The organism is Saprospiraceae bacterium (assembly GCA_016710235.1).
In the GTDB taxonomy this organism is placed as follows: Bacteria; Bacteroidota; Bacteroidia; order Chitinophagales; family Saprospiraceae; genus Vicinibacter.
In genome coordinates this window covers 1,008,359-1,022,295 of sequence record JADJLG010000001.1, presented here as the reverse complement: position 1 = coordinate 1,022,295, position 13,937 = coordinate 1,008,359, and the positions used below count along the sequence as shown (strand labels likewise).

9 protein-coding genes are annotated in these 13,937 nt (G+C 40.0%); 8 read left to right on the top strand and 1 reads right to left on the bottom strand.

Annotation, left to right across the window (positions count from 1 at the left end):
* Positions 1–48: 48 nt before the first annotated feature.
* The 6 genes from IPI99_04245 to IPI99_04220 all read left to right on the top strand — a co-directional run bounded on the left by IPI99_04245 (position 49) and on the right by IPI99_04220 (position 11,023).
* Positions 49–996, top strand: a complete 948-nt coding sequence (locus tag IPI99_04245; protein ID MBK7339724.1) for a hydroxyacid dehydrogenase — start codon at positions 49–51, stop codon at positions 994–996.
* 158 nt (positions 997–1,154) lie between these two features.
* Complete coding sequence (locus tag IPI99_04240) at positions 1,155–4,817, top strand: TonB-dependent receptor (GenBank protein MBK7339723.1); 3,663 nt, start codon at positions 1,155–1,157, stop codon at positions 4,815–4,817.
* A 29-nt stretch (positions 4,818–4,846) separates the two neighbouring features.
* Complete coding sequence (locus IPI99_04235) at positions 4,847–8,917, top strand: hypothetical protein (protein ID MBK7339722.1); 4,071 nt, start codon at positions 4,847–4,849, stop codon at positions 8,915–8,917.
* Between the two features lie 86 nt (positions 8,918–9,003).
* On the top strand, positions 9,004–10,041 hold the full coding sequence (locus IPI99_04230) for a PorV/PorQ family protein (protein MBK7339721.1): 1,038 nt from the start codon (positions 9,004–9,006) through the stop codon (positions 10,039–10,041).
* A gap of 113 nt (positions 10,042–10,154) precedes the next feature.
* The gene (gene greA, locus IPI99_04225) at positions 10,155–10,628 is read left to right on the top strand and encodes a transcription elongation factor GreA (GenBank protein MBK7339720.1); all 474 of its coding nucleotides are present in this window, start codon (positions 10,155–10,157) and stop codon (positions 10,626–10,628) included.
* Positions 10,628–11,023 carry an HIT family protein gene (locus IPI99_04220; protein ID MBK7339719.1) on the top strand — a complete coding sequence of 132 codons (396 nt, stop codon included), beginning with the start codon at positions 10,628–10,630 and terminating at the stop codon, positions 11,021–11,023. The genes greA and IPI99_04220 overlap by 1 nt, the downstream gene beginning before the upstream one ends.
* Before the next feature lie 219 nt (positions 11,024–11,242).
* Here IPI99_04220 and ruvC read toward each other — a convergent pair whose 3' ends face one another.
* Entirely contained in the window at positions 11,243–11,803 is a 561-nt protein-coding gene (ruvC, locus tag IPI99_04215; GenBank protein ID MBK7339718.1) for a crossover junction endodeoxyribonuclease RuvC, read from the bottom strand.
* Between the two features lie 356 nt (positions 11,804–12,159).
* Here ruvC and IPI99_04210 point away from each other — a divergent pair, with 356 nt between their 5' ends.
* A complete protein-coding gene (locus tag IPI99_04210) occupies positions 12,160–13,116 on the top strand; it encodes a hypothetical protein (protein MBK7339717.1) in 957 nt (318 codons plus the stop codon).
* Positions 13,094–13,921, top strand: coding sequence for a DUF3108 domain-containing protein (locus tag IPI99_04205; protein MBK7339716.1), 828 nt, complete (start codon positions 13,094–13,096; stop codon positions 13,919–13,921). Before IPI99_04210 ends, IPI99_04205 begins: the two co-directional genes overlap by 23 nt.
* The last annotated feature ends 16 nt before the right edge of the window (positions 13,922–13,937 follow it).

Below are 13,937 nucleotides of genomic sequence, written 5' to 3'. Positions count from 1 at the left end.
TTTAGTTTACCTTTGTTGATCGTCAGAGCTCAAATTAATCCACAGGAAATGAAAGAAAAATCTCCGAAAGTTCTTATAACTGACGATGTGCATCCTCTATTGATTGAGGGTCTGCAACAAAGAGGATACGATGTTGAATTTCGTCCGGACATCAGCTATAAAGAGACTCAGGCAGTAATTAAAGAATATAATGGCCTAATCATCAATAGCAAAATTTTATGCGACGATCAATTTTTTGAAAAGGCAAGCAAGCTAAAATGGGTGGCCAGATTGGGATCAGGCATGGAAATTATCGACATGGACGCTGCTGAAGTTCGAGGCATATCCGTTTTCAATACACCTGAAGGAAACCGAAATGCTGTAGCGGAACACGCGATTGGTTTACTGCTTTGTTTATACAGAAATTTATTGCAGACAAATCAGGAAATGTCAAATGGCGTGTGGTTGCGAGAAGCAAATCGTGGAGAAGAAATTGCCGGAAAAACAATAGGAATCATTGGATTTGGCAATACTGGGAGTCGATTCGCTTCCCTTTTATCAGCTTTTGGAGCAAAAATTTTGATTTTTGATCCCTACAAGCAGCGCATAGACATTCCGGAACGTTTTGAATACGTGATGAAAATACAAGCGATTCAGCAAGAAGCAGATGTAATCAGCCTACACGTTCCACTGAATAATGAAACAAAGCATATGGTTGATGCAGCGTTTATTGGCGGATGTGAGAGAAAACCGGTTTTAATAAATAGTTCCAGAGGAGCAGTGGTGGATACAAATGCGTTGTTGGATGGCCTAAAAATCGGTTTTCTTTCAGGAGCTTGTTTAGATGTCTTTGAGAATGAAAAACCAGAGACATTCAGTGCCTCTGAAAACGAGAACTTCAAGCAATTGTGTGATTTGAAGCAGGTAGTGACGAGTCCTCACATCGCGGGTTGGACACATCAATCCAAACAGAAACTTGCCGAGTGGGTCTTAAAAAAATTGGATACATTAAATTAATTCTATAACTATAATATAAAGAATATCAGCAATTTATAAATAATATAAAAAAAAGAGTACTGAAAAGTCGCATACTCCGCAACAGGATTTTTGAAAAACATTTAGAAATGCTTAACATTGCGAACTTTTTCATTTACAGAACGAAAACTTTTACCACAATGATGAAAAAATTTGTACTCGTACTGTTTATTCAGCTTTTAGCGATAGGAATATATGCGCAGACGAGCTTATCAGGCAAAGTCAAAGACAAAGAATCCGGAGAAGACCTGATTACAGCTTCAGTTTCCGTTGAAAAAAACGGTGTATTTATTACCGGAACAGTTACAGACATAGATGGTAACTTCAGTGTAAATCTGGATCCGGGGACATATACAGTGATTGTAAAAATGTTGGGCTATGGAGACCAACAAATCAACAATGTTATAGTAAAAGCTGGTAAAGCCAATCCTATTGAGGTTCTTCTATCTTCTGATACGAAGACTTTGGGTGTTATTGAAATTGTCGAGCAGAAAGTACCGCTGATAGAGCAAGACAATACAACACAAGGATCAACTTTAACTTCAGAACAAATCCAAAACCTACCGGTAAAAAGCATTATCGGGATTGTCGCAGCCTCTGCCGGAACATCCAGCGTGGATGGAGGAGATGCTTCGATACGCGGGTCCAGAACAGATGGAACCGTATTTTATCTGGATGGAATTCGATATACAGGAAGAAACATACCAACTTCTGAAATTGAACAACTTCAGGTGATCACAGGAGGTATTGAAGCACAGTACGGTGACGTGACAGGCGGAATCGTGTCTTCTACTACTAAAGGCCCTTCTTCAAAGATTTCAGGCGGTCTTGAAGCAGAGACATCTCAATATCTGGATCCTTATGGATACAATTTGATCAGCGGAAATCTGAGTGGTCCAATTTGGAAAAAAACCATTGCATCCAAGAATTTGACAAGAACAATTCTGGGATACCGTCTTGCCGGGCAATACAATTATCAAAAAGACGATGATCCACCGGCTTATGGAGTGTACAGAGCGAAAGAAGCGACCATCAATAGATTGATTAGTGACCCGACCTATATATTCCATGGCTCTAAAACGACAAACGGCTTGTTTTTGAAGGAAGGTGAAGACGTTGAAAAGATTAAGTATAATCCAAACGAAGAAAACAAAGCAGTCGATTTTTCGGCGAAACTTGACTTCAGACCAACTGAGCAAATAGATTTTTCCATTACGGGAATTTTTGCGGACGTCAAAAACCGCTTTACGCCGGATGTGAATACGGAGTCCGATGGAATTGGAACTACAGTAGGTAATGGATCGTGGACATTGTTGAACTGGACCAGAAACCCATATCGCAATACACAAACTTATAGAGGTTTGGTCAGGTTCAGACATCGCCTGGGCAGGACGAATACAGGGGCTGAAGAAGGTAAAAAGCCGAGTTCTTTGCAGAATGCTTATTATACCTTACAGGCGGGATATGAAAATATTCGCCAATCAGAAGAAGACCTGATACACAAAGACAATTTCTTTAACTATGGGTATGTGGGCAGCTTTGACAGACAATGGGATCCAGTATTTGATTTCCAATCCGGTGACCACGTTGGATTTGTGCCATTAGTAAGAGGATTTACTCCGAGCAATATCAATCCAGCTTTGTCTAACTACAATAAATTGCTGCCTGCTGTTGAAGACCAAGGTGTTTTGGAAGCTTATACCGCATTCAATGGTGCGGTGAGTAACTCCAATAACACCATTTGGAGCGGGATTCATACCCAGGTAGGATCAGTTTATAATAACTACGTCAAGTCTGACGACGAAATTCTAACCTTGCAACTCACCAGTGGTTTTGACTTTTTGCCGAAGGGTCGTAGCAATACCAGACACAATATACAATTTGGGGGTCTTGTGGAACAAAGAATCGATAGAGGATATACACTTAGACCATTTGAGCTGTGGAAAATAGGCAGATTGTACACAAACAATCATATAGTTGGTGTGGATACGTCCTTGATTGACTATTATGATTCTACGGGTCGACCTATTTATAAAGGCTTAATCACGGAATCACCGGATAGCAGATTCAACAAAAGCGTGAGAAGGGTGCTTTATCCAAACGCCAACCAAGACAGTCTTTTGAGGAAGTATGTCAATTTGGATGGCTTGACACCAGATCAGCTGAGCCTCGATATGTTCTCTTCCAGAGAGCTGACAGATCAATCGCTTGTAGGCTATAGAGGATATGATTATCTGGGTAATAAATTGTCCAGAAATGTCAAATTTGATGATTTCTTTAAGGTGAATGCAGACGGAACAAGAGACTACAAGGTAGCTGCAAACGCCCCGGTTTATGCAGCAGGTTATGTTCAGGATAAATTTTCTTACAAAGACATTATTTTCAGAGCCGGAATTCGAGTGGATTATTATGATGCCAATACGAAGGTGATCAAGGACCAATATTCTTTGTACGATATCCTCGGAGCGAAAGTTTTTCATGCCAAGGAAGGCACCGTAAAACCGGGAACGATCGGCGATGACTTCAAGGTATATCTATCTAAAGAAGGTAGTTCGGATGTTAAGGCTTATCGTGATGGTGACCAATGGTATTTTCCTAATGGCGCCAAAGCGAATTCATCAAGTTTGATTTATGGAGAAAACAATAACGTAACACCGGCGTATTTTCAACCGGCGGATTCTCTCAGAACAATTAGAGGGTCTTATTTTAAGCCGGAAAATTCTTTTGAAGACTATACTCCGCAAATCAACTTGATGCCAAGGCTAGCGTTTTCATTCCCCATTTCAGATGATGCAAACTTCTTTGCCCACTATGACATTTTAGTTCAGAGACCAACTTCCAATAGTTTTGTTTCCCCACTGGATTATTTTTATTGGGATATCTCAGGTAGAACACCGGCAGACAACGGAAGATTGAAACCGAGCAAAACAGTAGATTATGAAGTTGGATTCCAACAAAAAATAACTAACTCCTCTGCAATAAAACTTTCGGCATATTATAAGGAGTTAAGAGACATGATCCAACGTACCACCTTGAGCAAAGTAGCAGGTGTAGGAACCTATGACACTTATGGCAATCTCGATTTTGGTACAGTAAAAGGATTCAATTTTAGTTATGATCTAAGACGTGTAGTAAACTTTTCGTTTAATGCTGCTTATACATTACAGTTTGCTGATGGAACAGGTTCTGACCCGAACTCTCAGCGAGGACTTACCGGAAAAGGTATAAATATCAGAAATATTTTCCCTTTCAACTTTGACGAAAGGCACCGTTTTGCATTTACGTTCGACTATCGTTATGACGAGGGTAAAAAGTACAATGGACCGCGCCTTTTTGGTAAAAACATATTTGCTAATGCAGGAATCAATCTTCAATTAATTACCGCTTCAGGACGGCCATATTCTCCAGGGACTACAATTACAAGATTTGGAGGAGAAGGATATTTAGGGGCAATTAACGGAGCAAGATATCCTTGGAATTACAATATAGACATCAGGGCGGACAAAAACTTTAGCTTGACCAAAGAAGGAAGCAAAAATCCCCTAAGCTTAAACATCTACCTCAGGGTACAAAATCTTCTGGATACCAGAAATGTTATCGGGGTTTATAGAGGTTCAAAAAGCGCCGCTGATGATGGCTACTTGGCCAACACCAGAGGAGTAAATGAAATCAAATCTGTAAGCAATATATACGGACAGGATCAGGTCCAGTATTTCGTGGATTCTTACAACTGGAGATTACTCAATCCGGATAATTATACTTTGCCACGTAGAATATTCGTAGGTGCAATTTTTAATTTCTAATGAAAGTCTATTCAATAAAATACTACAAAATGAAATATTGTCCATTTTACCTCATCTGTTTTATGTTGTTCAGCTCGCTCGTTCAAGCTAGACAACCGGAAGGACTTATAAAAACACCAACGCCAAAAACGAAAAGCAATGTTTTGAAGGCCCGCGAGAATTGTTCTCCGGCAACAAAGCAAATTGATCTTGAAATCAATAATGTGCGCGCTCGATTGCTCAATGGTGGCGATATGTGGTGGGATCTAGACAAAGGTCGCTACATTGTACCTAAGGTGGTACCGGGATCCGGAAAAAAAGAGGTTTCTTCAATATTCGCCGGAGCTGTTTGGGTTGGAGGTTATACACCTGCCGGTGCCTTAAAAATGATGGCTCAGACATACCGTCGTCCAACAGAAAATGATTGTTGGCCAGGGCCTCTCAATCCTATTACGTATGAAGCTGAAACGGCTGAATGCATCAATTGGGACAGATTTTTTGAAGTTTCTGGAAAGAATATTGCGAATCACAATAAATTGTACAAGGCATCAGGAAATACTGAAGTCCCGGTGGCTTTAATACCGGATGATATCCTGTATTATCCTGCAAGAGGAAATAAGTTTTTTGAGAGCAAGTATAATTTTCCTTTGCCAAATCTCAAGCAAGGATTGGCCTTGTTTTTTGATCAAAATGACAACAGAACCTATGAACCCGAGTTGGGAGATTATCCTGTAATTGATATCAGAAATTGCCCTCCGGATATATATCCGGACCATATGGTATTCTGGATATATAATGACGCTGGGGGTGTACACACAGGTTCAGGTGGTGATCCAATCAGGATGGAGGTACAAGTCCAGGCGTTTGGATTTCAAACCGGAGATCAGATCAACGATATGACTTTTTATCGATATAAACTGATCAACCGTGCACCTGAAGATATACGAGACTGTTACTTTGCGATGTGGATTGATCCGGATCTGGGTTGTCACTCAGATGATTATATTGGATGCGATCCAGATGCTGAATTGATGTATATCTACAACCGAGATGCAACGGATGGTTCCAATGGATGTAATTGCACTAATTCAACAAATACATATTGCACAGAAGTCCCAATTCTCGGAGTTGATTATTTCAGAGGCCCTCTTGGCCCAAAGGTTTTTGCCAGAGATTCCCAAGGAAATCGTCTTATAGACCCTTTAGGTAACTTTATACTTAATGACCCAGAGCCGGGAACAGGACTTGTGGACACTTTTGTTGAAATAGGAATGTCTTCTTTCATGTATTATAATGGCAATGGTCTGGGAGGAACACCGCATCCCAATACAGTGGATCCTACACAAGCCATAGAATTCTACTATTATTTGACAGCCAGATGGAAGGATGGATCATCTTTAACGAAAGGTGGCACAGGCTATAATCCAGGATCAACAGATTCTACAAAATATGCTTATCCCGGAGCTCCTAACGACGTTACCGGATGGAGCATGTGTTCCGCTCAAGAAGGCGACGGAGACAGAAGGACGATACAAGCCTCAGGACCTATGCTCTTGACTCCGGGCGCCGTCAATGAGTTGATCATTGGAGCAGTGTGGGTACCTGAACAAAAATATCCTTGCCCTAGTCTTTCAGACCTACTGGAAGCAGATGGATTGGCTCAGGGACTTTTTGACAACTGCTTTAAATTAAAAAATGGCCCGGACGCACCGAACGTCGATTTTGTGGAATTGGACAAGGAATTAATCATGATATTGTCTAATGAGAAAGGGACAAACAATTATAATATTAATCCTGAGGATTATGCAGAGGCAGGCATTGGATTTCCGCCCAACGTGGATTCTTTGTTCAGGTTTGAAGGATATAGGATATTCCAAATGGCCGGACCGGACATAAGCCTTAATGACAATACAATCAATGATCCGGAATTGGTACGCGAAATCGCAACTGTAGATCTTAAAAACGGAGTAAAAAAACTCTACAACTGGGTTTCAGTTCCAAACCCTTCTGTAGGGCATCCAAAAGACAAAGTATACTATCCAGTAGAAAAGGTAGTAGGAGTGGATAATGGTATCAAGCATAGTTTTCAAATTGTTGAAGACCAGTTTGCAAAAGGTGACAGAGCGTTGATCAATCACAAAAAATACTATTTCTTAGCAATCGCGTATGGATACAACAACTATAGAAACTTCGATGTGGACAGTGTTCAAGGACAGCGCATGCAGTATTGTCCCGGTCGTCTGAATATTGGACCAGAAGGCGATGGTAAGCCATATGTCGCTGTACCGAGGCCACAAGTATATGAATCTCTGGCTTCAAAATATGGCGATGGTATTCCGGTGACCAGGTTGGATGGTGTTGGTGCAGGACATAATTTTTTAAGGTTAAAGCAAGAAATGTATGGCAAACTGCTTGACGGTAGTTATGCAGGTGTCATAGACTATCAGGAAGGATCAGGTCCCATTCAGGTTAAAATAATAAACCCCTTAAAGGTGAAGAATGGTAAATTCGAACTGAGATTTGTGGATGCCATTCCAAATAATGCAAAATTGGATCCACCGGTAACCTGGACTTTGATTAATGTAAATGATACAAATGAAAAATATACTTCAGAAGCTTCTATAGATAAGATTAACGAACAAATTATCGCAAATTATGGTATATCCATCACAATCGGGCAAACGGAGGAAGCTGGTAAAAACCCTACTGTAGATAATGGTATCATCGGAGATGGATTAGAATTCGAGTATGGAGATATCAATGGCCCGCAATGGTTTTTGGCACAACCTGATGCTGCTTTTCAGGGTGTAAATTTTATCAAGAATGATTTGAACGAATCTTCATATAGTTTGGATCCGAACAAATTATTCAGCTCCTTGGGTAGCGGCAATATCGAAGGTAGCTGGTACCCTTACAAGTTAGTTTCTTCTGGAGAGCTATTGACACCGGCCTGGGCGAGTGCCTTGAATGAAGCAGTAAGAGGTTCATTAAAATTAGACTCTTTGAATAATGTGGATATTGTATTTACAAAAGACAAATCCAAATGGACTCGATGTATGGTAGTTGAAACCTGGAATCCTGCCGCAGGAGGAGCAGAGACCGAACCGACCACAGGAAATAAAAACTTCGATGTAAAAAAATCGCCTTCTGTAGGTAAAGATGATGTTGATGGTGATGGTTATGCGGATCCTGATGGGACGGGCAATGGATTTGGTTGGTTCCCAGGATATGCTGTTGATGTGGAAACAGGCCAAAGGCTCAACATTTTCTTTGGTGAAAATTCTTATTATGACAATACAAATATTGTAGATTGTCTAAAAGATAAAAAAGGCGTAGGAAACGATATGATGTGGAATCCGACAGATCAAATTTTCGCTGATCAAGATATCTGTGGAAATATAGGTACTCTTGGTCTAGTGTTTGGAGGGCATCACTATATCTATGTTACCAAACAAGCTTATGATTCTTGCAGCTTTTTAGCCAAAAACATTAACGGAACAATTAGTGCGAGAAATCGTGCATTTGGAATGCTCACATGGGCCACCATGCCGCTAATGTTTACAGGAACAAGCCTCATTCCTTTGGGATCAGGCAATGAGGGATTGATTCCAAATGAGCTCATTGTAAGATTGAGAGTAGACAATCCATATAATGTATTTTCAGGTACAGGGAAAAACAATGGACACCCTATGTACCAGTTTGAAATTTCAGGAAAGGAGTCTTCTACTGCAGTTACTGCAAATGAGATGGACAGTGCTTTGGACGATGTTAATGTAGTGCCGAATCCATATTATGGCTTTAGTGTTTACGAAACAGGACAATATTCCAACGTAGTAAAAATTACAAACCTGCCGGCTAAATGTGAAATTAATATCTTCTCGATAGATGGAAAGTTTGTAAAGCAGTACAATAGGGATGAAGTTCCACAAAAAGTGAAAGGCATAAGAGGTATTACCGAAAAACAAATCAATCCTGATGTAGAATGGGATTTAACTAACTTCAAAGGGATTCCGGTAGCTTCGGGTGCTTACTTGATTCATGTCAAAGAATTGACAACAGGCGAAGAAAAGATTCTGAAATGGTTTGGATTAGCAAGAAAATTTGACCCATCAGGATTATAAAAAATGAATTCAAAGGATCCGTACTGTGTAAAACCAGAGTACGGATCCTCAACCATAATTTTGAAAGCTATTATAAACTAAACGATATGCGCAAAACTTTACTCGGTAGTTTTATTCTCTCAATATTTATATTCGGAAGTGTAACTGCAGGCAATCCTGATCGACAAGGCGAGGCCGGAGCCTACGAACTACTCATGAACCCATGGGCTAGATCCTCTGGCGTAAATGGCTTAAATTGCTCCAATGTGAAAGGCGTGGAGGCAATGTTTATCAATCCGGCAGGACTTTACAGTTCAAACAAAACACAGGTGGCGCTCTCTCATACTAGATGGCTTGTTCCCAGTGGAATCAATATGAACGCATTTGGTATTGCTCAGAAAGTGGGCAAAAGAGGAGCATTAGGTATAGGACTTTGTTCTGTAGGATTTGGAGATATTCCGGTGACGACAACGGAAAATCCTGAGGGAACAGGTGCTACATACAGCCCGACTTTTTTTAATGTGTCATTGGGATATGCACACAATTTTGCAGATAAAGTCACAGTGGCGATACAATTGAAAGGGATTTCAGAATCAATTCAGGACGTTTCCGCATTTGGATTTGGAATAGACGCCGGAGTGCAGTATTCGGGCGGAGAGGAGAATCAGTTCAAACTCGGTATTGCCTTGCGCAATATCGGTGGTCCAATGAGATATAATGGTGAAGGTGTGGCAACACAGCTACAATCCATCTCAGGACATAATCTTACCTATGACGTGAGAATCAACCGTTTTGAATTGCCTTCATTATTACATATTGGGACTTCATATGATTTAAATTACGGAGAGATGATTTCCGTCACCCCTATGGTAAACTTTACTTCCAACTCATTTGGAAGAGACGAATTGGGAATAGGTGCAGAAGCTCGAATTACAGATTATTTTATGGTTCGCGCTTCATACAAGTTGGAGTTGGGCAAGTCAGATGGCCTTGAAAACAGTGCATACACAGGGTTTAGCGCCGGGGCAAGTCTTATGGCTCCTCTAAAAAAGAAAAGTGATAGCCGTTTTGGAGTGGACTATGCCTATCGACCGACATCACCTTTCCAAGGCACTCATAACATAGGCATTCGTTTGGAGTTTTAAACTTTTTTGAGCCATGGCTCGTTAAGTTTTTAGGCTAAAAGATATAAGAAGAGAATGTTTTCCTTGACAGGAAGACGTTCTCTTTGTTTTTTTTATTAAAATTTTAATAAAGCATGAATCAGGTCTCTTATATGACTCAGGAAGGCTATGACAAGATCAAGCATGAACTGGACCAATTAAAATCTACAGGTAGACAGGAAGTGGCAAAAGCGATAGCGGAAGCCAGGGAAAAAGGTGATTTATCTGAAAATGCTGAGTATCATGCAGCAAAAGATGCTCAGGGAATGTTGGAAATGAAAATCAATGATCTTGAGCTCAAGCTCGCAAACGTTCGAATCATAGACCAATCAAATATCGACACATCCAAAGTGACGATGTTAACCTTTGTTCGCATGAAAAATCACAAGCTCAAAAAAGAGCTCACCTACCAGATTGTAGCGGAGGCTGAAGCGGATTTGAAACAAGGAAAAATATCGGTGAATTCTCCGATAGGACAGGGCTTACTCGGAAAATCAGTCGGTGAAAAGACAACAATTCAGACACCGGCTGGCGAAATGGTATTGGAAATTCTTGAAATCCATGCATAATGCCAACTATATTTACTAGAATCATTCAGGGAGAAATTCCATGTCATAAAATTGCCGAAACGAGCAATTGTTTTGCATTTTTAGATATCAGGCCTTTGGCTAAAGGACATACTCTGGTCATCCCTAAAACAGAAGTCGATTATTTTTTTGACTTGCCACCAGAAATTATACATGAAATCATGGATTTGTCAAGAAAAATTGCCGTGGCTATTAAGGAAGTTGTGCCTTGTACTAAAGTGGGGATCAGCGTGATAGGCCTGGAAGTTCCACATGCTCATCTTCATTTAGTTCCAATAACAGCAATTGGAGATATGAATTTTTCGAAAGAGAAAATGAGTTTATCAGACAAAGAAATGGCAGAACTTGCAACCCAAATCAGATCCAGAATATCTTGAAAACCGGAAAGTTTAATCAGGAACAGTATTCCTTGCTTTTGGAAATCAAACGAACAAATTTAATACCGGCTTGACTGATAACAAAATACCGGATTTAATGAAGAGAAAATAGGGTTAAAAGCATTGGTTAGCCCATGCGAGTGTAAACTGGAAGCAAAGTCAAGAAAATTAAAAATTCATTTTGGACTTGAATGATGATAACGCGCTGTAATTAAAATTTCAAATTTTGATTTTGTCGGGAAATTCTTTTATAAAAGAAGCCCAACTGCTTTTGCCGGATTTGGTAGGTAGAGGATTTTGTAGAAAATAATAACAACACAAGGCGGTTGCCAGCGCATCGGAAGCGTCTAAATATTTGACCTCAATTTTAAACTGCGTTGTCTTTTCAAGCATATCAAATACTTGTTGCTTACTTGCATTTCCATTTCCTGTAATAGACTGTTTGATTTTCTTTGGACTGAATTCATATATGTCCAGGCCCATTACCACAGCTGCCGTAAGTGCTACGCCTTGAGCTCTGCCCAGTTTAAGCATCGACTGTGGGTTCTTACCATAAAATGGCGTCTCGATGGACATGATAGCCGGCCCATAAGCCTCAATAATTTCTTGCACCCTGAGATATATTTCGCGCAATTTGTCTGTATGCAACTCAAAATCCTTTAAGCGCAAAACATCCGCAGTCAACACCTTGGGCTTGGATAGACTATAATCGATAATAGCAAAGCCTAATATATTGGTACCCGGATCGACACCTATGATTCTGTTTTTATCCAGACGCATTTAATTCATTATTTTGGAAGTAGAATTTATGTTTCGGTTTAAGGAATGAATTCATGTAACGCAAAGGTGGCGATTTTTGATTTCATATGGAAATAATCTATAATGGGTGGTTTTTTAAATTGGCTGACAATGCTCAAATTATGCAATGAAATCATCAATTGTTAACTGCTATAATCTGCTCACCAAGAAAATTTTCAGAATAAAAGGATTGAATGCGGTACTTTTCAGCCTTCATGAAGTCTAGATATTGCTCAATTTAGAATTTCAGTTAGTATTCTAAACCAAAGTATTGCCCGTTGTCAGACTGATCAATACATCAACCCAACGCGATATTTTGTTTATAACCAAATAAATACATGGCATCACATCAAACCATTTGGTCAGGACTGGGTAAAATCCCATATTTCAAGCATGTATTCTATGCCGGATCGATCTTGTCATTTATATGGTTAGCTTACAAGTGTATTGTGGCCATTCAACTTCCCATGGTGTGGGATCTCCAGAAACAATTAATGCTACTAGCAGTCCTCGCCATGGTACCGGTCAACTGGTTATTAGAAGCTTTAAAGTTGCGCCAGGGTCTGTTGCACGATTGGACCATAAGAAAATGTCTCGGTATCGTATTGAGTGGATTGGCGACAGGATTATTGTTTCCAATCGGAGGTGCACAGTGGGGCGGTCGGGTGCTCAGTGTACCAGCAGAGCAAAGTGTTCAGGTGCTAAGAATTAGCCTGTTGAGCTCCTGGGGACAGACTTTTTCAAATGTCTTTATGGGCTTAATTCTAGGATACGGTAGCTATCATCTTCTCACCGAGTGGGTAGGTCCGCCCCAGATATTTTTGATTTTAAGCCTAAGTGTGGTAGTAGGTGTCGTCGGTATAAATATGCTCAATAGGATCTCACTCATTCAGGGTTTGCTCAATAGAATCTTTAAAAAAACGTTATTTGATATTTACCGGATTAAACCAAAGACAATGCTTGTAGTCTTCTTATTGTCATGGTTACGGTATCTGGTATATGGATTGCAATACTTTATTATGGTCCAGATTTTTACCGCATTGGGTCCGAAGGAATCCATTCAGGCAGTAAGTTTAATCCTCTTGATACAATCTTTGGTTTACCTTCCAACTGTGTTTCAAGGACTGTTGAGAGGAGGGATAGGCGCCTGGGTCTTTGGAAAATTTGGGCTTGAATACGAAGTTGGCTCTTCATTAGCCGTACTTATGTTTTGGATAAATATAATCTTCCCGGCTTTGCCCGGTTGTTATACAATGTTTAAAGAAATAAATAATGAGAAAATTAGTAACTATTAAAAAATATGTAGTTGGCATAGCCATGATCATGTTATTGGGTGGGCTGTGTATGTCCTTCGGCCAAAAATTTGACCCGGCAATGTTGCCATTTCAGGCTAAGGAAAAGTTGATTTATAAAATCTACTATAACCTCAATTTTGTTTGGATCCCGGCAGGAGAGGTGGTTTTTGAGGTAAAAGACGAGGGAGATCTGTATCATCTTGAGGTGACCGGGAGAACCTACCCCTCTTATGAATGGTTTTATAAAGTGCGAGATAAATATCACTCCTATATCGACAAGAAAACACTCTTGCCAAAACTTTACATCCGCGATGTCCATCAGGGAGGATATCGACACTATGAAAAAGTTGTTTTTGATTACCAGAATAATGTAATGCGCTCTTATCTGGGAAAAACAATGGCTACAACGACGCTGAAGGAAATCCCATTTACAGAGACTAATCTTTATGATTTGGTTTCAGTAATGTACTTTCTGCGAACTATAGATATGAATGAATTCCGAAACTCCAAAAGAATAAAATTTAATATGATACTCGATAATGAGAAATACAATCTCGCCATTCAATTTTTAGAAGATGTTCAAAAATTATCTGTCAAGGATTCTGGAAATTTTCGCGCCGTATCCTGCAAAGCAGAGGTTGTAGCCGGGAAAGTGTTCGAGGAAGATGCAGAAATGAAAATATTTATCGGCGATGATGAAAACAAGTATCCGGTGATGATAGAAACGCCAATAGCCGTAGGATCTATCAAGGCTGTACTGAAAGGAGTAGAATGGCCTAAATTCAGACAACACTCTAAATTGTAGATTGATTGCAGAAATT